Origin of the sequence: Micromonospora sp. NPDC002389 (genome assembly GCF_040296095.1) — a bacterium.
In the GTDB taxonomy this organism is placed as follows: Bacteria; Actinomycetota; Actinomycetes; order Mycobacteriales; family Micromonosporaceae; genus Micromonospora.
Genome location: NZ_JBEOWP010000007.1, coordinates 147,813 through 172,232 on the forward strand (window position 1 = coordinate 147,813; position 24,420 = coordinate 172,232).

The window sequence follows — 24,420 nt, forward strand, 5'->3', positions numbered from 1 at the left end:
CGACGCCACGGCGGCGGGCCCCGGGACACCCGGGGCGGTTCAGCCTCCGGCGGGTACGACGGTCACGGTGTGCAGGGCGGTGTAGAAGTCCTGCGCCGCCTTGCCCTGTTCGCGGGGTCCGTAGCTGGAGGCGCGTTCGCCGCCGAACGGCAGGTGGAAGTCCACTCCGGCGGTCGGCGCGTTGACCTTGATCTGTCCGGCCGCCAGCCCGTCGGCGAAGCGCAGCGCGGCGTCCAGGTCGGCGGTGAAGACCGAGGCGGCCAGCCCGTACCGGCCGTCGTTGGCGGCGGCCAGCGCCGCGTCGAGGCTGTCCACCCGGTTCAGCGTGCAGATCGGACCGAACACCTCCGCGCGCTGGAGCAGGTGGTCGACGGGGACGTCGGCCAGCAGCGTGGGGGCGACGAACCAGCCCGGCCCCTCGGGCGTACGGGCACCGGTGAGCAGTCGGGCACCGGCGGCGACGGCGCTCTGCGCGGCGTCCCGCACCCGGCGCTGGGCGGCCTGGTCGATCACCGGCCCCACCACGGTCTCCGGTGCGGCGGGATCGCCACAGGCCAACGCCGCCACGGCGGTCACCAGCGCGTCGGTGAACGCGGTCGGGTCACCCACCACGATGACGCGCTTGGTGGCGGTGCACTTCTGGCCGGCATACCCGAACGCGGCGTAGGCGACCTGCCGGGCGACGGACTCGACGTCGGCGTCCGGGAGGACCACCGCCGGGCTGAGCCCACCCATCTCGCACTGCACCGGCACGCCCCGTGCCACGGCGGTCGCGCCGACGCTCGCGCCCACCTCGGCGGAGCCGGTGAACGAGACGACGTCCCCGGCGTCCACCACCGCACGGCCCGTCTCGGCGTCGCCGGGCAGCACCGTCAGCAGCCCGTCGGGCAGATGCGGGGTGACCAGCTCGGCCAGCCGTATCGCGCAGGCCGTCGCCTGCGGTGCCGGCTTGAGCAGGACGGCGTTGCCGAAGGCCAGCGCCGGGGCGGCCTTCCACACCGGGATGGCCAGCGGGAAGTTCCACGGCGTGACCAGGCCGGCGACACCGCGCGGGCGACGTCGGGTGTACGCCAGCCCCCGGCCGCCGCTCGGGTCGTGCACGGCCCCGGTCGGGTCGTAGACCTGCTGGGCGTAGTACCGCAGCAGCGCCACCGTCCGGGCCACCTCACCGCGCGCCTCCGTGACCGGCTTGCCCACCTCCCGGACGACCAGGTCGACCAGCTCGGCGGTGGCGTCGGCGACCGCGTCGGCGGCGGCGTGCAACGCCGCCGACCGCCCGGCGGGAGGGGCCGCCGCCCAGCCGCGCTGGGCGGCGCGGGCCGCCTCGGCGGCCGTGCCGACGTTCTCGGCGGTCGCGGCGGGCACCGAGACGACGACGTCCTCGGGACGCTGGGGGCAGGCGGACACGACGACGGACATGAGAACTCCAGTGCTGGTCAGAGCTGGAAGCCGGCGGGGAACGGGTCGGTGGGGTCGAGGAGGTACTGGGCGGTGCCGGTGATCCAGGCGCGGCCGGTGACCGTCGGGACCACGGCCGGTCGACCGGCCACGGTGGTGCGGTCCAGCAGCCGGCCGACGAAACGGCTGCCGATCAGCGACTCGTTGACGAAGTCGGCGCCGAGCGCCAACTCGCCCCGGGCGTGCAGTTGGGCCATCCGGGCCGAGGTCCCGGTGCCGCAGGGTGAGCGGTCGAACCAGCCGGGGTGGATGGCCATGGCGTGCCGCGAGTGCCGGGCGTCGGAGCCCGGTGCGGCGAGGTAGACGTGGTGGCAGCCGGCGATCGTCGGGTCCTCCGGATGCACCGGCCGGAGCTGGTCGGTGACCGCGTCCATGATGGCCAGCCCGGCGTCGAGCATCCGCTGCCGGACCTGCGGATCGGTCGGCGTGAAGGCGATCCCGAGCCGGTCGAGGTCGACGACGGCGTAGAAGTTGCCGCCGAAGGCCAGGTCCAGGGTGACCGGACCGTACCCGGGCACGTCGACCGTGGCGTCCAGCTCCGACACGAAGGAGGGCACGTTGCGCAGGGTCACCGACTCGGCGTGCCCGTCGCGGACCGCCACGTCGACCACCACCAGCCCGGCCGGGGTGTCGAGCCGGATCACGGTGGTCGGCTCGGTGACGGTAACCATGCCGGTCTCCACCAGGACGGTGGCCACCCCGATGGTGCCGTGTCCGCACATCGGCAGGCAGCCGCTGACCTCGATGAAGAGCACGCCCCAGTCGGCGTCGGGCCGGGTGGGCGGTTGCAGGATCGCCCCGCTCATCGCGGCGTGCCCACGCGGCTCGCACATCAGCAGGGTGCGCAGATGGTCGAGGTGGGCGACGAAGTACCGACGCCGCTGCGCCATCGAGTCGCCGGGGACCACGCCGATCCCGCCGGTGATCACCCGGGTCGGCATGCCCTCGGTGTGCGAGTCGACCGCGTGGAACACCCGTGTGCTGCGCATCGCCCTACCGCCCTTCCCGTCACCGGCCGCCGGCCGCCACCGCCTTCTCGGTGGCCTCCCGGACGATGCGCTCGTGTTCCGGCGTGAGGGGCACCCGGGGCGGGCGGCACGGCCCACCGTAGCGTCCGACCACGTCCATCGAGAGCTTGATGGCCTGCACGAACTCGGTCCGCGAGTCCCAGCGCAGCAACGGGTGCAGCGCGCGGTAGAGCGGCAACGCGGTGGCCAGGTCACCGTCGGACGCCGCGTCGAAGAGCCGGACGCAGGCCCGGGGCAGCGCGTTGACGTACCCGGCGATCCAGCCGGGCGCGCCGGCCACGGCGAGTTCCAGGGTGACGTCGTCAGCACCGGCGATCAGGTCCAGGCCGGGTGCCGCCTCGGCGATCCGGTAGGCGCGGCGGACGTCGCCGGTGAACTCCTTGACGCCGACGATCAGGCCCTCGCCGTGCAGGCGGGCGAGCAGCTCCGGGGTGAGGTCGACCTTGGTGTCGATCGGGTTGTTGTACGCCACCACCGGCACGCCGACCTCGGCGACCTCGCGGTAGTGCGCGACCACGGCCCGCTCGTCGGCCCGGTAGGCGTTCGGCGGCAGCAGCATCACCGCCGCGCACCCGGCCTCGGCGGCGTCCTCGGCCCACCGCCGCGCCTCGATCGCGCCGTACGCGGAGATGCCGGGCATCACGGTGAAACCGTCGGGTGCCGCGTCGACCGCGACCCGGACCAGTGTGCTGCGCTCCTCGGGGGTGAGCGTCTGGTACTCCCCGAGCGAGCCGTTCGGCACGACCCCGTCGCAGCCCTCGTCGGCGAGCCACCGGACGTGCTCGGCGTACCGGTCGACGTCGACCGCGAGTCGGTCGTCGAGCGGCACCGTGGTGGCCACCAGGACGCCGTGCCATGGTCTCGACCGAGGGGGCATCGGGGTGCTCCTTATCCGTGTCGGCCAGTACAATGTCACACACTACAACGGCGTCCCACCGCCCTCCAGCCCTCGACGTCGGAGGTGCCATGCCTGCGCCCCGCCCCTGCGGCACCGGCCGATCGGTCCGGTGGTCGCGTGCATAGCGGAGCGGTGGACCTGGTCGTGGTGGGCGCGGGCATCGTCGGCGCGGCCTGCGCGTACCACGCGAGCCGGGCGGGCCTGTCGGTCACCGTCGTGGACAGTGGTCCGATCGTCGGCGGCACCACCGGGGCGGGCGAGGGGAACATCCTCGTCTCCGACAAGGAACCGGGCCCGGAACTCGACCTCGCGCTGCACTCGCACCGGCAGTGGCGCGCCCTGGCCGACCTGCCGGTGCGCGACACGACCTTCGGTGAGCTGGTGGAGATGGAGACCAAGGGCGGGCTGGTGGTCGCCACCGACCGGGCGTCCCTGGACGGCCTGGCCCGGCTCGCCGCGCGGCAACGCGACCTCGGTGTCGAGGCGGTCGCCGTCGACCGGGACCGGCTGCGGGAGCACGAACCACACCTGAGCGACGACCTCACCGGAGGCTACCGGTACCCGCAGGACATGCAGGTGCAGCCGATGCTCGCCGCCGCCCACCTGCTGCGGCTGGCCCGCCGCGACGGCGCCACCGTGCTGCCGCACGAGCCGGTCACCGGCCTGCTGCGGGACGGTCCACGGGTGGTCGGCGTGCGGACGCCCCGACGCGACATCCCCGCCGCCGCCGTGCTCAACGCCGCCGGCACCTGGGCCGGTGAGGTCGCCGCGCTGGCCGGTGTCGCGCTGCCGATCGCGCCCCGACGCGGCTACATCCTGGTGACCGAGCCGCTCCCGGCGCTGATCCGGCACAAGGTGTACCTCGCCGACTACGTCGCCGACGTGGCCAGCGACTCGGCCGCGCTGCGGACGTCCACGGTGGTCGAGGGCACCCGGGCCGGCACGGTGCTGATCGGCGCCAGCCGGGAACGCGTCGGTTTCGACCGCAGCGTCTCGGTCCCGGCCCTGCGGCAGCTCGCCGCCGGTGCGGTACGCCTCTTCCCGGTGCTGCGCGATGTCGCGGTGATCCGCGCGTACCGGGGCTTCCGGCCGTACTGTCCCGACCACCTGCCGGTGATCGGCGCGGATCCTCGCGCTCCCGGGCTGCACCACGCGTGCGGTCACGAGGGTGCCGGTATCGGCCTGGCCCCGGGCACCGCGCGTCTGGTCACGCAGAGCCTGCTCGGCACGCCGCCCGAGCTGGACCTGACCCCGTTCCGCCCGGACCGGTTCGACCCGGAGGTGTCCCGGTGAACCACCCCGACGAGTTCGAGATCCTCCTGGACGGCACGCCGGTGCCCTGCCGCGACGGCTGGACCGTCGGTGCCGCCCTCACCGCCGCCGGGGTGCGGTCCTGGCGGGACACCCGGCTCGGCGGGCGGCCCCGGGGGCTGTTCTGCGGCATCGGGATCTGCTTCGACTGCCTGGTGACCGTCAACGGGCAACCGTCGCTGCGCGCCTGCCTGGTGCCGGCCGCCCCGGGCGACGACGTCCGCACCCAGCAGGGCACCGGACGATGACCGGCACAGACGTGGACGTGGCGGTCGTCGGGGCCGGGCCGGCGGGACTGGCCGCCGCGCTGGCCTCGGCCGAAGCCGGGGCCCGGGTGGCGATCATCGACGCGGGCGTACGCCCCGGCGGGCAGTACTGGCGCTCCCCCGCTCCCGGCGTCGGCCGCTTCCGGCCGACCACCCTGCACCACGGGTGGCGGCGGTTCACCTCCACGCTGGACCGTCTCGCCGCGCTGGCCGACGCCGGTCGGGTCGTCCGGCTGGCCGGGCACCACGTCTGGTCGGTGACGCCGGACGGCGACGGCTGGGTGCTGCGCTGCCTGGTGGGCGCCGAGCCCCGGCAGCACGGCACCCCCGACCCGGTCACCGTCTCCGCCCGCCGACTCGTCCTCGCCACCGGCGCGTACGACCGGCAACTGCCCTTCCCCGGCTGGGACCTGCCGGGCGTGCTCACGGCGGGCGGGGCGCAGGCTCTGCTCAAGGGCCACCTCGTCGTACCCGGACGGCGGGTGGTGGTGGCCGGCACCGGCCCGTTCCTGCTGCCGGTCGCCGACGGTCTGGCCCGGTACGGCGCGCGGGTGGCGGCAGTGCTGGAGGCGAACGGTCCGCTCGCCCTCGCCCGGCACCCCCGCGCGCTGCTCGGCGTGGCCGGCAAGTTCGGCGAGGCCGCCGGGTACGCCGCCCGGCTGCTGCGGCACCGGGTGCCGGTCCGGCACCGGCACGTGGTGCTGCGGGCGACCGGCACGGACCGGCTGACCGGTGTCATCGTCGGCCGGCGGGGCCGGGACGGCCGGGTGCGCACCGGCTCCGAGCGGCGGATCGACTGCGACGTGCTGGCGGTCGGCTGGGGGTTCACGCCGCAGCTCGACCTGGCACTTCAGCTCGGGTGCGCGACCCGGGTCGACGCCGACCGGAGCCTGGTGCTCTCCGTCGACGAGGACCAGGCGACGAGCGTCGCCGGGGTGTGGGCGGCCGGTGAGGCCACCGGCGTCGGCGGCGCCGACCTGGCCACGGTGGAGGGTCGGATCGCCGGTGCCTCGGCGGCGGGTTCGCTCGGCCACGGACCGCCGACCGGGGACCGGGCGGCGCGTCGGCGACGCCCCGCCCTGCGCCGGTTCGCCGCCGCGCTGCACCGGGCCTACCCGGTCCCCGCCGACGTGCTCGCGCGCTGCGCCGACGAGACTGTGGTCTGCCGGTGCGAGGAGGTCGGCGCGGGCGAGATCCGGCAGGCCGTGACCGGGTTGGGCGCCACCGAGGCCCGCACGGTAAAGCTGCTGGCCCGGCCCGGGATGGGGTGGTGCCAGGGGCGCGTGTGCGGCTTCGCCACCGCCTGCCTGACCGCCCGGTACGCCGGTCGGACGGTCACCGAGGCGGACCTGCGCGCCTTCGCGGAACGACCGATCGCCGCGCCGCTGTCGCTGGGACGGCTGGCCGCCTCCGAGGACGACGGATCCGACGTCGACCACGGCTGAGAGGGCGTCTCCACAGTGCCCGGAATCCCAGTTGACCGTGTGTGTGAGCGCTAACATCACCTCGTTTCCCGCAGGTGTCGAAGTCCGCACTTTACCGGGTCGTAGGGATTGACGAGCGAAAAGTTAACGCTCACACTCGCTGACAATCCGTCTCTGCGCCACCGCACCGGTCGAGCCGTACCCCACCTGGAAGGACGATCCTAAGTGGCTGAATCTGTTGAGATCCCCGTGAGTCGACGTCAGGTCCTGCAGGTGTCCGCCGCCGGAGTGGCCGCGGTCGCCACTGCGGCCGCGTTCCCGGCCGCCGCACAGGCGGCGCCGACCCCGGGTTCGAGCCCCGATTCGCCCGGCCCGGGCAGCGTCGTCGCCGACCCCGGTCCGGGCGGCACCGCACCGGTCCGGCCGTTCCAGCTCCGTGACGTCCGGCTCGGCGACGGTCTGCTCCAGCAGAAGCGGGACCGGATGAAGAACTACCTGCGGCAGCTCGACGAGCGGCGTTTCCTGGTGCTGTTCAACAACCAGGCGGGCCGGCCCAACCCGGCCGGGGTCACCACACCCGGCGGCTGGGAGGACGGCGGGCTGCTCAGCGGCCACTGGGCCGGGCACTTCATGACCGCCCTCGCTCAGGGGTACGCCGACCTGGGCGAACCGATCTTCAAGAACAAGCTCGACTGGATGGTCGGCGAACTCGCCGCCTGCCAGGCGGCCATCACGGCCCGGATGGGCACCGGCGATCCGGGCGGCGACCCGCAGGAGCCGGAGGAGCCGGAGATCGACCGGGTCGCCGGCCGGTTCGGCAGCGGCCTGCGGCTGGGCGGTCCCAGCCGGGCCGAGCACGTAACGCTGCCGCAGGAGGCGATCAGCCAGCTCACCGACTTCACCATCGCGACGTGGGTCAACCTGGCGGCCACGCAGAACTGGAGCCGGTTGTTCGACTTCGGCCAGAACAGCACGGTGAACATGTTCCTCGCCCCGCGCGCCGGGTCGACCGGGAACGCGCCCCGGTTCGCCATCACGGTCAGCGGCAGCGGCGGCGAACAGCAGATCAACGGCACCACCGCGTTGCCCGTCAACCAGTGGGTGCACCTGGCCGTCACGCTCACCCAGAACACCGGCACGCTGTACGTCAACGGCGTCCAGGCCGGTCAGAACACCAACATGACGTTGAGCCCGGCGAACCTGGGGAACCCCGGCAACCGGTGGATCGGACGGTCGCAGTACGGCGACCCGATGCTCAACGCCACCATCGACGAGTTCCACATCTTCGACCGGGCGCTGAGCGCCCAGGAGGTCGCCTCCCTCCAGGACTCCCCCGCCGGCAGCACCGGTGGCGGCTCGATCGCCTGGTACCGGTTCGAGGAGGAGGGCGGGTCGACGATCGAGGACTCGTCGCCGAACGGCCGCGACGGTGGCATCGTCGCCACCCAGAGCGGGGGCACCGAGCTGTGGGTACCGACCCACCCCGGTTACCTCGGCGCCATCCCCGAGGACGCGGTGCTGCGGCTCGGACCGCCCCGATGGGCGGTGTACGGCAGCAACGCGGCCACGAACACCTGGGCCCCCTGGTACACCCAACACAAGATCATGCGGGGTCTGCTCGACGCGTACTACCACACCGACAACGCCACGGCGCTCGACGTCGTCACCAAGATGGCCACCTGGGCGCACCTGGCGTTGACGATCGGCGACAAGAACCACCCCGGCTACCCGGGGCCGATCACCCGGGACAACCTCAACTACATGTGGGACCTCTACATCGCCGGTGAGACCGGCGGCGCGAACGAGGTGTTCCCCGAGATCTACGCGCTCACCGGCGACAGTCGGCATCTGGAGACCGCCAAGCTCTTCGACAACCGCGAGTCGCTCTTTGACGCCTGCGTGGAGAACCGGGACATCCTGGTCACCACCCCGGCCACCAACCCGGGGCGGCGCCGGCCCGACCGGTTGCACGCCAACTCGCACGTGCCGCAGTTCGTCGGCTACCTGCGCGTCTACGAGCACAGCGGGGACACCGAGTACTTCCAGGCCGCCAAGAACTTCTTCGGCATGGTGGTCCCGCACCGCGCGTACGCCAACGGCGGCACCGGCGGCAACTACCCCGGCTCGAACAACAACATCGAGCTGTTCCAGAACCGGGACAACATCGCCAACTCGATCGCCCAGGGCGGCGCCGAGACCTGCACCACCTACAACCTGATCAAACTCGCCCGCAACCTGTTCTTCCACGAGCAGGACCCGGCGTACCTGGACTACTACGAGCGGGGTCTGATCAACCAGATCGCCGGGTCCCGCGCCGACACCACCACCGTCAGCAACCCGCAGGTCACCTACTTCCAGCCGTTGACCCCGGGGGCCGCCCGTGGCTACGGCAACACCGGCACCTGCTGCGGCGGGACCGGCATCGAGAACCACACCAAGTACCAGGAGACGATCTACTTCAAGTCCGCCGACGACTCCACCCTCTGGGTCAACCTGTACGTGCCGTCGACCCTGACCTGGTCAGAGAAGGACCTCACGGTCGTGCAGGAGACGGACTACCCCCGGCAGGACCACGTCCGGCTGACCGTCAACGGCAGTGGCCCGCTGGAGGTCAAGCTCCGCGTACCGGCCTGGGTGCGCAAGGGCTTCCAGGTCAGCGTCAACGGGGTCGCGCACCAGCACAGCGCCACCCCGGGCAGCTACCTGACGCTGAGCCGGACCTGGCGCTCCGGCGACACGGTCGACATCCGGATGCCGTTCAGCATCCGGATCGAGCGCGCCATCGACCGCCCGGACACCCAGGCCGTGTTCTGGGGACCGGTGCTGCTGCAGATCCTCGGCAACCCCGGTGGCGGCGCCTTCCGGGAGCTGTCGTTGTACCGCCACCTCAAGCGCGACGGCGACTACACCCGGGCCGCCATCACCCCCAGCAGCACCACGGCCGCCGGTGACCAGCTCTTCGCCACGCACGGGTTCACCCTGCGGCCGTACTACGTCGCCGACACCCAGGCCGTCTCGTCGTACTTCCGACGGGTCGAACCGACGGTCGTGTTCGGCGGCATCGACACCGGCGTACCCAACCACAAGCGCAACGACGGCCTGCCCGCGTACGACGTGCCGGTCACCGGCGTGCCGTCACCCGGCACCGACGGTCCGACCTTCCTCGACCTGCTCTGGGACGAGGCGCCGTTCGCCAGCCACAGCCAGTTCGTCACCACCGTCACCCGCCTCGCCGACGCGTTCGTCGACGCGGACGTCTTCACCGCCGCGCAACGCGACCGGATCGTCGCCGACGCCACCCGGGCGAGGGCCGAACTCGACCCCGGGACCTCGTTCGACGTCGAGGTCACCGCGAAGACGCAGCGCATCGGCGGCAACGCCTACGTCTCCGTCTCCGCCCGCAACGCCGACCAGGTGCCGCTCACCATCGAGCTGGTCACCGCCTTCGGCTCGCGGACGGTGACCGGTGTCGCCCCGGGCAAGACCGCCTTCCAGCAGTTCAACACGCGCAGCGCGGCGGTGCCGGCCGGCACCGCCACCGTCCGGGTCACCGGCACCGTCGACGGCGAGGAGATCGTCACCGAGGTCGAGGCACCGTACCCGGCGCTCGGCTAGGGCGTGTCCTGCCGGGTGGCGGCGCCCCGCCGGGGCGTCGTCACCCGGTCTGCCGGGCACTTGCGCGCCGCGAAGTTGCCGAACTGCCCGACACGACGGCCGTTCCCGGTGGAGTCTGCCAGGGAGGAGACGGCGGGGAGGCAGGATGCGGCAGCGCAGGCGGGCGGGACTGCTGCTGCTCACCGCCGTGTCGCCGACCGTCGAGGCCACCGTCCTGGTCGCCCTGGGCTTCGTCGCCGCCACCGGGCTCGCGCCGCAGACCTCGGCCGTCTGGCCGTACGACACCTACCACGACCTGCGCTGGCTGTACGTCTACCACGAGTCCTGGCCGAAGTTCCTGTTCTGGTTCGGCGTGGTGGTGGCGGCGCGGGGCGTGTTCCACACCGTGCTGGTGGTGCTGGCCTGGCCGGACGGGGTGCCCCGACCGCCGGTGCGGTGGCTGCTGCGGCGCAGCCTGGGGCTGGCCCTGCTGGTGGCGGTGATCGTGGCACCGTGGGCGTTGATCTCGGTGGCCGCGTCGGTGGTGGCGCTGTCCTGGGTGCTGCTGGCCTCCCTGCTGCCGATGTTCCTGCTGGCACCGTTCCTGCAACGGGCCGCCGTGGTGGGCCCCTGGTGGCGTGGAGTGCCGTCGCTGTCCCTGGTCGGCTGGTCGCTGCTGAACTTCGTGGTGCTGACCATGGCCGGTGCGTTGTGTTGGAGCGTGCCGGGCTGGTGGACGGTGCCGGTGGCCGCCGCCGCGGGGGTGGTGAACGGGTTGCTGTGGGACCGGACGGTGCACGCCGCGTTGTGCGCGCCCCGGGTCCGGTTGGCGTGGCTTCCGGCGACCCCGGTCGCGGCCGTACTCGCGCTGGCGGTGCCGCTGCTCATCCCGCCGCTGGTGCACGCGGTCCCGGGCAAGGACCTGCGGGCCGAGGCGGTGGTGCTCGACCACCCACTGCCGCCGGAGGTACCGCAGGCGGTCATCGTCCTCGCCGGCTACGGCTCCGCGTACGGCGGCGAGAAACCGGTCGACCACCGCGTGGAGCGGTTCTCCTACCGGGGACTGGCCCCGGACGGCACACCCCTGCCGTACGGGCCGCCGGACACCACGATCTCGGTGGCGCAGAGCGTACGGCTGCTCGGCGAGCAGGTGCAGCGGCTGCACGGGCGTACCGGGCGGCCGATCGCGCTGATCGGCGAGAGCGAGGGTGCCATGGTCGCCCGCACCTACCTCGACGAGGGGGCCCATCCGGCGGTCGACGCGCTGGCGATGTTCAGCCCGCTGATCAATGCGGGACGCGCCTACTATCCGCCGCCACACCAGGACCGGGGCTGGGGCGTGGTCACCGGGTGGCAGTTGCGGGTCATGTTCGGCGTGCTGCACAAGGGCGGTGGACCGGGCACCGGCCCGGACGAGCCGTTCATCCGTTCGCTGGTCGACAACGCGCCGTTCTACCGGAACCAGCTCATGTGCCCGGTGCCCGGCGTACGGATGGTCGCCTTCGTCCCCACCAGCACCGCGGCCGAGGCGCCACCCGGCGACTACTCCGACATCCCGGTGTTCCAGATGCCCGGGGTCCACGGCGGCCTGCTGAACCGCGCGCTGGTCGAGAACCGGCTGGTCGCCTTCCTCTCCGGCGAGCCGATCCAGCAGGAGCGCGACGAGTACCCGCTGTTGCAGCGGCTCGGCGCCGCGTGGCAGGCGCCGCCGCTGGCCATCGCGGCCAACCCGGCCTGGGCCGCGTTCCGGCAGCCCGACCCCGCCTTCACCGGGAAGGTCTGCCTACCGACCCGCTGACCGGGCCGGGTCCGGCGCGGTTCAGCGGGCGGGGCCGGAGCGGTGCAGGAGCACCAGCCGGGCGGCGGCCAGTGCCGGCCCGAGCACCAGCACCGTCTGCACCGGGTGGTAGGTGAACAGGAACAGGTGCAGCACGACGAAGACCGCCACGGCGGCCAGCGCGAGCACCGTCGACCACCGGCGGCCGAGGGGTACGAGCGCCCCGGCCAGTGCCGTGCCCACCGCGGCGACCAGTCGCAGCCAGACCCACCCGGTGATGTCGTGCTGGTGGACGACGCCCTCGCCGATCGAGACGTACCGGTCACCGGTCAGGTCGGCGCCGGCCGCGACCGCGTCGAAGATCCCGGCCGCGCCGAGCAGCACTCCCGCCAGCAGCAGCGCCCGCGCCCGTACGTCGTCCGTCCTCACCGCTCCCCCGTCATCGGCCGACCCGGCGGCGGCCCGTGGCGCGCCGTCCGGTCGGTGCGTCCCGCTCCGACGCCGGTCGTCCCCGTCCCGTGCGCGGCGCGTTCAGCGGGTGATCTCCAGATGGCGGTCGATCATCGCGTTCACCTGTGCCGGCACCTCCAGTTGCACGAAGTGCCCGGAGCCGGCGGTCTGCCCGATGTGCGCCTCGGGGACGAGTCGGGTGAGGTGGGCGTAGTCGGCGAAGGGCGCGTCGGTGCCGACCATCAGCAACGGCCGAGCCCAGGTGGTCAACGCCGCCACGTCCGCGCCCTGCCGCACGTACGCGGCCAGGCCGGCGATCGGCTCGTAGGCGATCTCGGTGGCGGGCCGGCCCATCGCCCGGACCACCCGCTCCACCAGGCGCGGCTCGGAGTAGGGCCGGAAGTACGAGCGGACGATCTTCTCCCGGGCCGCGCCCGACGTGTCGTCGCGCAGCGATTCGGCCACCTGGTCGATCGACTCGGCGGCCCCGGGCGGCCCGGCCACTGCGGAATCGAGCATCACCAGCCCGGTGAAGCGACTCCGGTCGGCGGCCGCGGCGGCCAACGACCAGACCCCGCCGAGGCTGTGCCCGATCACCGTGACCCGGCGCAGATCCAGCGCCTCGACCAGGGCGCGCAGGTGACCGCCCATCCGGTCGACGCCGTACCCGTCGGGCGAGGGTGGACTGTCGCCGTGGCCGGGCATGTCGACGGCGACCACCCGCGCCGGTCGGGCGGCCAGGTGACGGGCTACGGGCTCCAGGTACGTGTGGTCGCCGCACCAGCCGTGGACGAGCAGGAATGTGTCGCCCCGTCCGGGCCCGTACGTGTGGTAGCGCATCCCTGCCGCGATCCGTCCGTCCACCGTCGCACCTCCCCGGACCGATGTGTCCGCACTTCCACTGAAGCACGACCCCGCACCAGAAGACAATTATATGTTGTATGTCCGATTTACCGTGTTACCGGCGCGGCGGGCGGACGGGGAGGGGCAGGTGGACGGACTGCTCGACAGCTTCTTCGCGAGCCTGGCCGAGACTCCGCCCGGCCGCCTGCCCACCACGCCCACCGGGGTGCTCCGCCTCGACTTCGACGGGGACGACACCTGGTTCGTCACGCTCGCCGACGGCCGCGCCCACGCGTACCGGGACGGCAGCCACGCCGACTGCCGGGTGGAGATGAGCCGGGCCTCCTTCGAGCGCCTCCTCGCCGGCCACGACCACTTCGTCTCGATGCTGTTCCGGGGAGTGCTCTCGGTCGAGGGCGACCTCGCCCTGATGCACCTCTTCCGCCGGCTGCTGCCGGTGGCCGCCTACAGTGGCGCCACCGAGCCGGCCGAACCGGGTACGACCTTCGCCGAGCCCGGCCTGGTCGGGCTCCAGCAGGCCACCCGCATCTTCGCCGGCAGCCTGTTCATGATCAGCGAAGCCAACGGGAACGTCGGGACCACACCGACCACGCCGATGGGCCTCTACTTCTTCGACACGCGGTTCCTGTCGACCTGGGACCTGACCCTCGACGGGGAGCAACTCTCGGTGCTCTCCCACGACGCGGTGCACACCTGGGAGTCCCGGTTCGGGCTGGTGCCCGGCGAGCCCACCCACTACGTCAGCGCGACCACCTCGATCATGCGGCGACGCCGGGTGAACAAGGAGTTCCAGGAGGAGATCACCCTGCTCAACCACGCGCCCGCACCGGTGCGCTACACCATGCGGCTGGCGGTCGCCGCGGACTTCGCCGAGGTCCCCGAGGTCCGCAGCGGCCTCCGCCGGGACCGACCGGTGGTCGCGACGGTGGAGCGGGACACCCTGCGGCTGCACTACAAGCGGGAGAGCCTGCACCGGGAGACCGTGGTCACGGCCAGCGAACCGGCCGTCGTCGACGAGGACGGGTTGACCTTCACGGTCACGATCGACGCCAAGAGCGCCTGGAGCACCCGGCTGCGGGTGCTCACCCTCGTCCGCGACCTGCACAGCCGTGACCTGCGGGAGCGGCTGAACAGTTCGACCGGGCGCTCCGACACCCGACTCCTGACCGACATCGCCCGGTTGACCTCGTCGGCACCCCGGCTACGCGCCGACTACGCGCCGTTGCAGCAGGCGTACGAGCGGTCCGTGCACGACCTCGCCGCGCTGCACTATCCCGGCCTCAACTACCTCGAGGGGCTACCCGCCACCGGCCTGCCCTGGTCGATGACCCTGCTGGTCCGGGAGAGCCTGGTCAGCAGCTTCCAGGCGCTGCCCTTCCTGCCGGAACGGGCGGCCCGGACCCTGCGCATCCTGGCGCTGACCCAGGGCGCGCGCGACGACCCGTTCCGGGGCGAACAGCCGGGCAAGATCGTCCAGGAGTGCCGGTACGGCGACTCGGCCGCCTTCAACGACACCCCCGAGTCGGCCAACTTCACCGCCGTCGACACCACCGCGCTCTTCGTCATCCTGCTCGACGAGTACGAGCGGTGGACCGGCGACGCCGACGTGGTCCGCGGGTACGAGTACGAGGTGCGGGCGGCCATCGCCTGGCTCGACGGACCCGCCGACCCACATCGCACCGGTTACGTCTGGGCCGGGTGCCAGACCGGCCGCACCGAGCAGGTGGGCGGCACCTGGCGCAGCTCGGCGCAGGCGATCTGCTTCGCCGACGGGCGTCCGGCCGGGTTCCCGCAGGCGACCTGTGAGGTCCAGGGCTACACCTACGACGCCAAACGGCGGGCCGCCCGGATGGCGCGCCTGTTCTGGGGGGACCTGGAGTGGGCCGACACACTGGACCGCGAGGCCGCCGAGTTGCAGGACCGCTTCGACCGGGACTTCTGGCTGCCCGAGCGGGGGCACTACGCGGTGGCGCTCTCCGTCGACGGCCGACCGGTGGACGGGCTGGCCTCGAACATGGGCCACCTGCTCTGGAGCGACATGGTCCCGATGTCACGGCGCGACGACGTGGTGCGGCACCTGTTCGGTCCCGGCCTCTGGTCGGGCTGGGGCATCCGTACCGTGGCCGAGACCGAACCCGGCTACAACCCGCTCGGTCGGCACACCGGCGCGGTCTGGCCCTGGGACAACTCGATCATCGCCTGGGGCCTGTGCCGAGCCGGGTTCCGCGCCGAGGCGGCGCGCATCGCCGAGGGGATGCTGGAGGCGAGCCGCTACTTCGACGGCCGGCTGCCCGCGTACCTCACCGGCTACGACCGGGCCGCCACCAAGGTCCCGGTGCCATACGGGCTCGCCGACAGCCCGTACGCCCCGTCCAGCGGTACGCCCCTGATGGTGCTGCGGACGCTGCTCGGCCTGGAGCCGTACGCGAACCACCTGGCGGTGGAGGCCGGGGTGCCGGAGCAGATGGGCCAGATCGAGCTGCTCGACATCCCCGGTCGGTGGGGATACACCGACGCGCTGGGCCGGGGCCGCCCCTTTCGTCCACGCCATACGCCCTGAGGTGTAAGGAGGGGACCCTTCCTATACACGAGGCGTTAGTAGGGGACCCCTCCTTACATCCGGTCGGCCCAGCGGCGGGCGATCCACGCACAGACGACGAGTTGGATCTGGTGGTAGATCATCAGGGGCAGCACCAGCAGGCCGAGCGCCTCGGGCTGCACCAGCACGGCGGCCATCGGCAGCCCGGTGGCCAGGCTCTTCTTGGCCCCGCAGAACAGGATCGTCACCCGGTCGGGCCGGTCGAAGCGGAGCAGCCGGCCACCGGCGTAGAGCAGCCCCAGCACCAGTGCGAGCAGCCCGGCGACGACGGCGATCAGGACGGCCAGCCGTCCCGGCGAGACCTCGTCCCAGACCCCGGCCACCACGCCCGCGCTGAAGGCCGAGTAGACGACCAGCAGGATCGCGCCCCGGTCGACCCGGCCGGTCAGTGAGCGGTGCCGCTCGATCCAGCCGGCGGTCCACCGGCGGGAGAGTTGCCCCGCCACGAACGGCACGAGCAGTTGCAGCACCACCGTGCCGATCGAGCCGGCGCTGACCCGTACCTCGCCGGAGCCCTGGAGCAGCAGGGTGACCAGCAGCGGGGTGAGCGCGATGCCGGCGATGTTGGAGAAGGAGGCGGTGAAGACCGCCGCCGGCACGTTGCCCCGGGCGATGGCGGTGAACGCGATCGAGGTCTGCACCGTGGACGGCACCGCGCAGAGGAAGAGCAGCCCCTGGTACAGCTCGGGGGTCAGCACCGCCGGTCGCAGCGGCGCGGCGGCGAGCCCGAGCAGCGGGAAGAGGACGAACGTGGCGAGCAGCACCACCGCGTGCAGCCGCCAGTGCCGGGCACCGGCGAGCGCCGCCCTCGGGGCGATCTTGGCGCCGTGCAGGAAGAAGAGCAATGCCACCGCGAGCTGGGCCGCCATCCGCCCCACCTCGGCGGCCGTGCCCCGCAGCGGGAGCAGGGCGGCCAGCGCCACGGTGCCGAACAGTGCCGCGATGAACGGGTCGATCGGCAGCCGACGCGGCCAGCGCATCGCCTCTCCCCTCCGGTCGCTCCTGCCGTCCGCCCACCTCGGGGCGGCTGCCCGACCATTGTCGGCCCGGATGGATCAGTGGAAAAGGCGATCATCACGCTGACTGCGATCACGTAACGTGATAGGTTCGCCGGGTGTACGACCCCGTTCAACTCCGCAGCTTCCTGGCGGTGGCCCAGGCCCTGAGCTTCACCCGGGCGGCGGCCCGACTGGGGCTGCGCCAGTCCACGGTGAGTCAGCACGTCCGGCGGCTGGAGGCCGAGACCGGCCGCGCGTTGTTCGTGCGGGACACGCACAGCGTCGACCTCACCGTCGACGGCGAGGCGATGGTGACCTTCGCCCGGGACATCCTGGACGCGGGCGACCGGGCCCGACGCCACTTCGCCGCCGGACCGGTACGCGGCCGGTTGCGGCTCGGGGTCTCCGACGACCTGATCTCCACCCACCTGCCCCGGGTGCTGCGCGACTTCCGGCACCGGCATCCGCTGGTGCACCTGGAACTGACCGTCGACCTGAGCGGCACCCTGCACCACCGGCTCGACGCGCAGCAACTGGACGTGGTCTTCGCCAAGCGCCTGGCCGGGCAGGATCGGGGCCGGCTGGTCTGGCGGGACCGGCTGGTCTGGCTGGCCGCCCCCGGTCACCGGCTCGGCCCGGACGAGCCGGTGCCACTGGTCGCGTACCCGCCGCCGAGCATCTCCCGCGCGCAGGCCCTGGACGCGCTGGGCGCGGCCGGTCGCGCCTGGCAGCTCGCCTGCACCAGCACCAGCCTGGGCGGGCTGGTGGCGGCGACCCGCGCCGGTCTCGGGGTGATGGCGCACTCCGCCGAGCTGGTCCCGCCTGGGCTGGTGCCGGCCCCGGCCGGACACCGGTTGCCGCCGCTGGGTGAGGTGGAGTTCGTCCTGCTGCACCGCGACAGCGCGCCCGCCGACACGGTGGCCGCCCTGGCCGAGGCGATCCTGACCGCAGGGGCCCGCACCGCACCCGCGTCCTGAGCGGCGCCACAGTCACGCGGCCGGGCCGACCATGATCACGACGGGCGTCGCCGTACTAGGCTCGCGCCGTGGACGACACCTCGACGGCGTACCGCGAGGCGGTGCGGCGGCTCACCACCGCCGCGCCCGGCGCACGGTTCGCGGCGGCGCAGGCACTGGTCGCCCTCGGCGCGACCGACCCCGCACGGCGACAGCCGATCACCGACACGATCTGCGCGTGGCTGCGTACCGCGCCCGCGCCGGACGGCGTCGACGCCGAGGAACGTCGGTCGGCGCTGCGCCTGCTCGCCGATCGGCTGCGCGGCTCCGGCCCGTCCCCGAGGACCCCGCCCTGGGACGGCATCAGCGTGGACCTGTCCGGCGCGACGCTGCACGACGCCGACTTCCGGGCCTGTCGGCTGCGGGCTGCCCGGTTCGCCGACACCCGGTTCCACGGTGTCACCGCCTTCGAGGGGGCCGTCGTCGACACGGACGCGTGGTTCTCGCGCGCGGTCTTCGCCGACGACGCCACCTTCACCGGCCTGCGGGTCACCGGCGACGCCGCGTTCGGCCGGACCCGGTTCCGGGGACGGACCGACTTCACCGGCGCGGTGTTCGCCGGCATGGCCTGGTTCGGCCGGGGCGCCGAGACCTGGTGGGAGGAGGACGAGGCGTGGGACACGGTGGACCAGATCACCCCGGCGCCGTGGGACGAGCCGAACGAGGACGACCCGCACTGGCCGGTCGCGGTCCTGGTGGAGGACTACCAGGACTGGGAGGAGGGCGGCGACGGCGCGCGGTTCGTCGGTGACGTGTCGTTCCGGGACGTACGCTTCGACGGCCCGGCCTGGTTCCACCACGCTCGCTTCGGGGCCCGGGCGACCTTCACCGGTGCCCGGTTCGCGGGGCGGGCCCACCTCACCCACCCCGGCGGTGACCTGACCGGCGCCCACTGGGCCGGCGGGACCGACGACGGCGAGTCGGAGTGGCCGTTCGGCTGGACGGTGCACGCCACGGGCGGTCCCCTGACGCCGGACTCCTCGGTCGCGCCCTACACCCGGCAGTTGGCCGACACCGACCCGGTGGTGCGCGCGGCCGGGCTGCGGATCCTGGCCCGTCTCGGGGACGACCGGCCCGAGCTGCGGCAGCGCGTCGTGACGGCGTTCTGCGCCTTCCTGCGGGTGCCCGTGCCGTTCCCGTTGGACGCCGCGGGCCGCACCGCCGGGCAGGACACCCTGCTGCGGGAACGGCGACTGGCGCAGCGGCTGCTCGCCGACCGGCTGCGTCCCGGGCCGGGACAGTGGCGGGGGGTGCATCTGCGGCTCTGCGGCGCCACGCTGGTCGACCTCGACCTGCGCGGCGGTGAGGCCGGACACGTCGACTTCACCGGTGCCCAGTTCCACGGCACCACCCGCCTCGACGGCAGCCGGTTCGACCGCGTCTCGTTCAGCCTGGACGGGCCGTCGGGGCGGGCCGTCTTCCACGGTGACGTGGTGTTCGGCACCGCGCCGCCGGATCACGTGGTCCTGCACGGCGCGGTGGCCTGACACCGCATCCCCGGCGGACCCCTCGGGCCCGCCGGGTCCCGGTTCAGCGAGCCGGGAAGCGCAGCACCCGGTCGTCGCCGTCGCGGACGTCGCCGCGCCCGTCCGTGTTGGACGTGGTGACCCAGAGCGCCCCGTCCGGGGCCACCTGCACGGTGCGCAGCCGCCCGTACCCGTCGAGCCGCGCGGACGGCTCGCCGAGCCGGTCGCCGTCGAGCGGCACCACCCAGAGCCGCTCGCCGCGCAGCGCCGCGACGTAGGCGTTGCCGGCGGTGATCGCCATGCCGGACGGCGACGCCTCGCGGGTGGACCAGGTGACCAGCGGGTTGGTGTAGCGCCCGCCTGCGGTGTCACCCTCACCCTCGACCTCGGGCCAGCCGTAGTTGCGCCCGGCCTCGATCAGGTTGACCTCGTCGACGTCGTTCTGCCCGAACTCGGTGGCGAAGAGTCGGCCCTCCGGGTCCCAGGCCAGGCCCTGCACGTTGCGGTGCCCGAGGCTGTAGACCGGGGAACCGGCGGTCGGGTTGCCGGGCGCCGGTTCGCCGTCCGGCGTGAGCCGCAGGATCTTGCCGGCCGGGCTGGCCGGGTCCTGCGAACTGCCGGTGTCCCCGGCGTCGCCGGTGCCGACGTACAGCATGCCGTCGGGGCCGAAGGCGATGCGTCCGCCGTTGTGGAAGCTGGCCTTGGGGATGCCGGAGAAGACCACCTCCGGCTGGCCGCCGTCGAGCCGGAACCGGACGATGCGGTTGTCGTCGGCGGCGGTGAAGTAGGCGTAGACCAGGTCGTCGTCGGCGAAGCCCGGCGACACGGCGAGCCCGAGCAGCCCGCCCTCACCACCGGCGCTCACGCCGGGCACCGTGGTGACCTCGTCGGGCGTGCCGCCGCCCGGGGAGATCCGCAGCACCCGGCCGGTGTTGCGCTCGGCGACCAGCGCGTCGCCGCCGGGCAGGAACGCCAGCCCCCACGGCACGTCGATGCCCCGGGCCAACTCCTCCCCCGCGTCGAGGTCGGGCGCCGCCGACGGGGAACTGCTCGCCGTACTGGTGGCCACCGGGCCCGGATCCGGGCCGGGGCCGGTGGCGTCGGTGTCACCGTCGCCGCACGCGGCGGTCCCGGCCACCAGCAGTACGGCCAGGGCCGATCCGGCCCACACTCGGTATCGCATTCGTCTCCTTCGGCGGTCTGCTGCGTCGTCCCGGTCCTGCGAGCAGCGAACCAGGTGGCGGCGAAAATTGAGGAAAAGGCGGGCCGAGCACGCGTCGGCGCACCACGACTCAGGACGTCATCGTGGAGACGTCGATCACGAACCGGTAGCGCACGTCGGCGGCGAGGACCCGCTCCCAGGCGTCGTTGACCTGTGCGGCGTCGATAACCTCCACCTCGGGGGCGATCCCCCGCTCGGCGCAGAAGTCGAGCATCTCCTGGGTCTCGCGGATCCCGCCGATGGTGGACCCGGCCAGCGAGCGCCGGTTGTCGAAGAGCGTGAACATGCGGACCGGCATCGGCTCCGGCGGCGCGCCGACGGTCACCAGCGTGCCGTCCAGGGCGAGCAGGTTGAGGTAGTCCTCCAGGTCGATCTGCGCGCTCACGGTGTTGACGATCAGGTCGAAGCCGTACCGCAGCCGGGTGAAGGTCTCCGGGTCGTTGGTGGCGTGGTAGTGCGTGGCACCGAGGCGCAGCCCGTCGTCGCGCTTGTTCAGCGTCTGGGACAGCACCGTCACCTCCGCGCCCATCGCGGCGGCGAGCTGCACCGCCATGTGGCCGAGACCGCCGAGGCCGACCACCGCGACCCGGCGGCCGGGCCCGGCCTTCCAGTGCCGCAGCGGCGAGTACGTGGTGATGCCGGCGCAGAGCAGCGGCGCGGCCTTCTCGAACGGGATCGACTCGGGGATCCGCAGCACGTAGTGCTCGTCCACCACGATGTGCGTCGAGTAGCCGCCCTGGGTGACCGAGCCGTCCCGGTCGGTGCCGTTGTAGGTGTCGGTGAACCCGCGCAGGCAGTACTGCTCCTGACCGGCCTGACAGTTGGCGCACTCCCGGCACGAGTCGACCATGCAGCCGACCCCGACCCGGTCACCCACGGCGTGCCGGGTCACCTCCGCACCGACCTCGGTGACGACGCCGACGATCTCGTGCCCGACGGTCAGCGGGTACGGCACGGTGCCCCAGTCGCCGCGCACGGTGTGGATGTCGGAGTGGCAGATCCCGGCCCAGGCGATCTGGATCAGCACGTCGCGCGGTCCCACCTCCCGCCGGCGGATCTGACCCGGCGCGAGGGGCGCGGTCGCGGACGAGGCGGTGTAGGCGCTGACGAGGGTCACAGCTCTCCCAGGTAGGACGGGTCGACGCGGGCCGCGCACGGGGTCGGGCGAAGGCGGCATGATCGAGCCTAGCCGCGCCTGCGCACCGGGGCAGAGCACGACGACGCGCCGCGACACCCCGCGACGAAGCGGGTACGCGGCGCGCGTACGGGAGTGCGGCGGTCAGCCGAGTGCGCGCAGGCGCTCGGCGAGGACGTCGCGGAAGAAGTCGAGGAACCCGTCCGGGTCGGGGCCGGCGTTCTGCAGCACGATGTGGTCGAAACCGGCGTCGACGTACGTGCGGACCGCCTGGACGTAGGTGTCCGGGTCGGGGCCGACGGCGAACTGCGCGCGGATGTCGTCCGGGGTGACGGTCCGCGCGGCGGCCTCGAAGTTGACCGGGTTCGGCAGCTCGCTCATCACCTTCCAGCCGGTCACCGCCCAGCGGCTGGTCTCCCAGGCGGCCCGCACCGCCTGCTCCTCGTCGGTGGCCCAGGCCATCGGGACCTCCGCGTAGCGCGGCCCCTGACCACCGAGCCGCTGGTAGTTCTGCACCAGGTCGGCCACCGGCTCGGTGGCGAACAGCCCGTCGCCCAGCTCGGCGGCGATGGCCACCGACGCGCCACCGCTGGCGGCGACGGCGATGACCGGCGGACGGTCCGGCAGGTCGAACACCCGCGCGTCCTCCAGGTGCAGGTGCTTGCCCTCGTACGAGTGGTAGCCGCCGGACCAGAGCAGCCGGATGATGTCCAGCGCCTCGCGCAACCGCTCGTGCCGCCCGCGTGCGCTCGGGAACCCCTGGCCGACGACGTGCTCGTTGAGGCGCTCACCGGCGCCGACACCGAGCGTGAACCGGTTGTCGGAGATGATCGCGAGGGTGGCGGCGGCCTGCGCGATGATCGCCGGGTGGTAGCGCACCGTCGGGCAGGTCACCCCGGTGGCCAGACCGATCCGGTCGGTACGCGCGGCGACGGCGCCGAGCACCGTCCAGGTGAACGAGGAGTGGCCCTGGTCGTCCAGCCACGGGTGGAAGTGGTCGCTCATCTCGACGAAGTCGAACCCGACCTGTTCGGCCCGGACCGCCTGCCGGATGATCTCGGTAGGCCCGAAGCCCTCGCTGGCCAGCTTGTACCCGATCCGCATCGACTCCCCCGCCCCGCGACCCGTGCCCTCCCGACCACTGTCGCACTGTCCGGCCGCCCGGGCGGAGGAATCGGAACACCCCCCGGAGGCCGGCGACCGGCCCGTGCGGTGCTCCCGATAGGTGGGGAAACTCCGGATTCCTCCGCGCCGATCGGCCTCTACTGTCGATCGCACCGCCGCTGACCCGACCCGACCGGACCACGCCGCCGCTCGGCGCCCGGAACGGCGGGTCGTACCCCCGGCGGCGAGGAGTCCCTGGTGCGCAAGCTCGTCTCGGCCGTCCTCACGGTGGTGCTGCTGCTGACCGCCACGGCCTGCACCGGCAGGTCACCGGTCGACGCGTTCGGCGTGGTGGACGAGGACCCGTACAGCGAGTCCGCGCTGCGGTACGGGATGGCACCCGTGCCGCACCCCGACCTGACGTACCAGCCGGACGTGGTCCTCGTCGGCGGCGGTGGCCGCGCGGTCCGCTCGGTCACCGCCGACGGCCTCACCTGGCGGATCGACGCTGCCGCGCCCCGCGCCGACGACCTCGCGCCCGGGAAGGTCATGTTCGTCACCGGCCGTGGGGTCGGCCGGGTGCTCGACCTGCGGCGCGAGGGTGGGGACCTGCTGGTCACGATCGGGCCGGTGACCGTCACCGACGTGATCCGCGACGGCACGCTGGCCCGGCAGGAGATCGCGATCGACGATCCGGTCGCCTACCAGGCCGGAGAGCCGATCTGGGCGCTCGACGAGGAGGGGGCCGACGCGGCGCTGGCCACCCCGTCGGGCCGGGCCGGTCGCCACGGGCCGCTGCGGGTCGCGCCGCTGCCGCCACGGCCGGCACAGCCGGCACCGGTCCGGGGCGGCGGCGAGGTCAGATCGGTCGTGGCGAACTTCTCCACCGGGGTCAGCCTGCGCAGCGGGGCCGAGGTGAGCTTCCACTACGACCGCGACGGCACCAAGGTGTCCGGCCGGGTGGCGCTCACCTTCGACCAGCCCAGGGCGAGTTTCCATCTGGACATCAGGGGTGGCAGCGTGACCCGGGCCGAGTTGTCGATCACCGGCGGCTTCGGCATCCGGTACGCGTTCGAGGCGGGCATCCAGGGTGGGCAGAACATCAGGGCGGTGCTGCCGATCCCGGTCGAGTTCGCCATCCCGATGGGCACCGTGGTCGGCGTGCCGCTGGCGCTGACGATCAGTCAGACGGTCAAGGTCACCACGGCGTTCGGCGCGAAGGCCGGGACGCTCAAGGGCAACGGCGAGTTCTCCCTGGCCGGCTCGCTCGGGTACGGGTACGCGGGCGGTACGTTCGGCCCGCACGTCAGCAAGAACTTCCAGCGCAAGGAGAGCCTGATCAACTCGCTGCGCGGGGTGCCGGTCGGCGTGACGGGCCTGCTCACCGAGCATCGGGTCCGGTTCGACCTGGGGTTCAGCGCATTCGTGCTCAAGGCCGGTCTCTTCTTCGAGGTGTCGACGGCGTACGGGACGACGATGGGGTCGGCGCTGGGCGCGCCGCTGGCGGTGTGCCGTGGCGTGGGCATCGGCATCCGGGCCTCGTACGGCGTCGGCTACACGATCCTGGCCCCGGTGGCGAAGGTGATCAACAAGTTCCTACGGTTGCTGAACGTCACGCCGATCGACCCGTCCGGCCGGTTGGGGCCGCCGCCGTACCGCATCCACAGCGCCGAAGAGGTCATCCCGCCCGGCACCACGCTCTGCGGCACCCCGAAACCGTCGGCCGACTGAGCTGCCTCCGACATCTGTCGAGGCATCGGAAACAATTGCAGGAAACTGGTTCTACAATCGCCGAACCGCTTTCCGACAA

General features: G+C 73.1%; 18 protein-coding genes. 9 read left to right on the forward strand and 9 right to left on the reverse strand.

What is annotated here, in order from left to right:
• Window positions 1-39: 39 nt before the first annotated feature.
• From ABT008_RS15675 to ABT008_RS15685, 3 genes are read right to left on the reverse strand one after another with little or no spacing between them, the layout of a single operon-like run.
• Window positions 40-1,419, reverse strand: coding sequence for an aldehyde dehydrogenase family protein (locus tag ABT008_RS15675; protein WP_350696921.1), 1,380 nt, complete (start codon window positions 1,417-1,419; stop codon window positions 40-42).
• 17 nt (window positions 1,420-1,436) lie between these two features.
• Window positions 1,437-2,447, reverse strand: coding sequence for a proline racemase family protein (locus ABT008_RS15680; protein ID WP_350696922.1), 1,011 nt, complete (start codon window positions 2,445-2,447; stop codon window positions 1,437-1,439).
• 19 nt (window positions 2,448-2,466) lie between these two features.
• Entirely contained in the window at window positions 2,467-3,363 is an 897-nt protein-coding gene (locus tag ABT008_RS15685) for a dihydrodipicolinate synthase family protein (protein WP_350696923.1), read from the reverse strand.
• 138 nt (window positions 3,364-3,501) lie between these two features.
• On the opposite strand from ABT008_RS15685, the gene ABT008_RS15690 reads away from it, so the two are divergent.
• From ABT008_RS15690 to ABT008_RS15710, 5 genes are all read left to right on the forward strand, one after another.
• Window positions 3,502-4,677 (forward strand): NAD(P)/FAD-dependent oxidoreductase, encoded by a 1,176-nt coding sequence (locus ABT008_RS15690; RefSeq protein WP_350696924.1) that lies wholly within the window; start codon window positions 3,502-3,504, stop codon window positions 4,675-4,677.
• Entirely contained in the window at window positions 4,674-4,943 is a 270-nt protein-coding gene (locus tag ABT008_RS15695; protein ID WP_350696925.1) for a (2Fe-2S)-binding protein, read from the forward strand. Before ABT008_RS15690 ends, ABT008_RS15695 begins: the two co-directional genes overlap by 4 nt.
• Window positions 4,940-6,406, forward strand: coding sequence for an FAD-dependent oxidoreductase (locus tag ABT008_RS15700; protein WP_350696926.1), 1,467 nt, complete (start codon window positions 4,940-4,942; stop codon window positions 6,404-6,406). The genes ABT008_RS15695 and ABT008_RS15700 overlap by 4 nt, the downstream gene beginning before the upstream one ends.
• A 204-nt stretch (window positions 6,407-6,610) precedes the next feature.
• Window positions 6,611-10,000 (forward strand): beta-L-arabinofuranosidase domain-containing protein, encoded by a 3,390-nt coding sequence (locus tag ABT008_RS15705; RefSeq protein WP_350696927.1) that lies wholly within the window; start codon window positions 6,611-6,613, stop codon window positions 9,998-10,000.
• 145 nt (window positions 10,001-10,145) lie between these two features.
• The gene (locus tag ABT008_RS15710; protein ID WP_350696928.1) at window positions 10,146-11,777 is read left to right on the forward strand and encodes a hypothetical protein; all 1,632 of its coding nucleotides are present in this window, start codon (window positions 10,146-10,148) and stop codon (window positions 11,775-11,777) included.
• 21 nt (window positions 11,778-11,798) lie between these two features.
• Here ABT008_RS15710 and ABT008_RS15715 read toward each other — a convergent pair whose 3' ends face one another.
• Complete coding sequence (locus tag ABT008_RS15715) at window positions 11,799-12,185, reverse strand: DUF7144 family membrane protein (RefSeq protein ID WP_350696929.1); 387 nt, start codon at window positions 12,183-12,185, stop codon at window positions 11,799-11,801.
• A gap of 102 nt (window positions 12,186-12,287) precedes the next feature.
• Window positions 12,288-13,070: an alpha/beta fold hydrolase gene (locus ABT008_RS15720; RefSeq protein WP_350696930.1), complete on the reverse strand. Its 783-nt coding sequence runs from the start codon at window positions 13,068-13,070 to the stop codon at window positions 12,288-12,290.
• Between the two features lie 127 nt (window positions 13,071-13,197).
• Between ABT008_RS15720 and ABT008_RS15725 the strand changes: the two genes are divergently transcribed.
• The gene (locus tag ABT008_RS15725; RefSeq protein ID WP_350696931.1) at window positions 13,198-15,630 is read left to right on the forward strand and encodes a glycogen debranching N-terminal domain-containing protein; all 2,433 of its coding nucleotides are present in this window, start codon (window positions 13,198-13,200) and stop codon (window positions 15,628-15,630) included.
• Window positions 15,631-15,683: 53 nt separating this feature from the next.
• Here ABT008_RS15725 and ABT008_RS15730 read toward each other — a convergent pair whose 3' ends face one another.
• Complete coding sequence (locus ABT008_RS15730; RefSeq protein WP_350696932.1) at window positions 15,684-16,649, reverse strand: bile acid:sodium symporter family protein; 966 nt, start codon at window positions 16,647-16,649, stop codon at window positions 15,684-15,686.
• A 134-nt stretch (window positions 16,650-16,783) separates the two neighbouring features.
• On the opposite strand from ABT008_RS15730, the gene ABT008_RS15735 reads away from it, so the two are divergent.
• A complete protein-coding gene (locus ABT008_RS15735; RefSeq protein ID WP_350696933.1) occupies window positions 16,784-17,644 on the forward strand; it encodes a LysR substrate-binding domain-containing protein in 861 nt (286 codons plus the stop codon).
• A gap of 68 nt (window positions 17,645-17,712) precedes the next feature.
• Window positions 17,713-19,170, forward strand: coding sequence for a pentapeptide repeat-containing protein (locus tag ABT008_RS15740; RefSeq protein ID WP_350696934.1), 1,458 nt, complete (start codon window positions 17,713-17,715; stop codon window positions 19,168-19,170).
• A gap of 43 nt (window positions 19,171-19,213) precedes the next feature.
• Here ABT008_RS15740 and ABT008_RS15745 read toward each other — a convergent pair whose 3' ends face one another.
• The 3 genes from ABT008_RS15745 to ABT008_RS15755 all read right to left on the reverse strand — a co-directional run bounded on the left by ABT008_RS15745 (window position 19,214) and on the right by ABT008_RS15755 (window position 22,610).
• Window positions 19,214-20,332: a PQQ-dependent sugar dehydrogenase gene (locus tag ABT008_RS15745; RefSeq protein WP_350696935.1), complete on the reverse strand. Its 1,119-nt coding sequence runs from the start codon at window positions 20,330-20,332 to the stop codon at window positions 19,214-19,216.
• 109 nt (window positions 20,333-20,441) lie between these two features.
• Complete coding sequence (locus ABT008_RS15750; protein WP_350696936.1) at window positions 20,442-21,488, reverse strand: NAD(P)-dependent alcohol dehydrogenase; 1,047 nt, start codon at window positions 21,486-21,488, stop codon at window positions 20,442-20,444.
• Window positions 21,489-21,650: 162 nt separating this feature from the next.
• Window positions 21,651-22,610: a TIGR03557 family F420-dependent LLM class oxidoreductase gene (locus ABT008_RS15755; RefSeq protein ID WP_350696937.1), complete on the reverse strand. Its 960-nt coding sequence runs from the start codon at window positions 22,608-22,610 to the stop codon at window positions 21,651-21,653.
• Between the two features lie 258 nt (window positions 22,611-22,868).
• Between ABT008_RS15755 and ABT008_RS15760 the strand changes: the two genes are divergently transcribed.
• Entirely contained in the window at window positions 22,869-24,341 is a 1,473-nt protein-coding gene (locus ABT008_RS15760) for a hypothetical protein (protein WP_350696938.1), read from the forward strand.
• Window positions 24,342-24,420 lie beyond the last annotated feature (79 nt).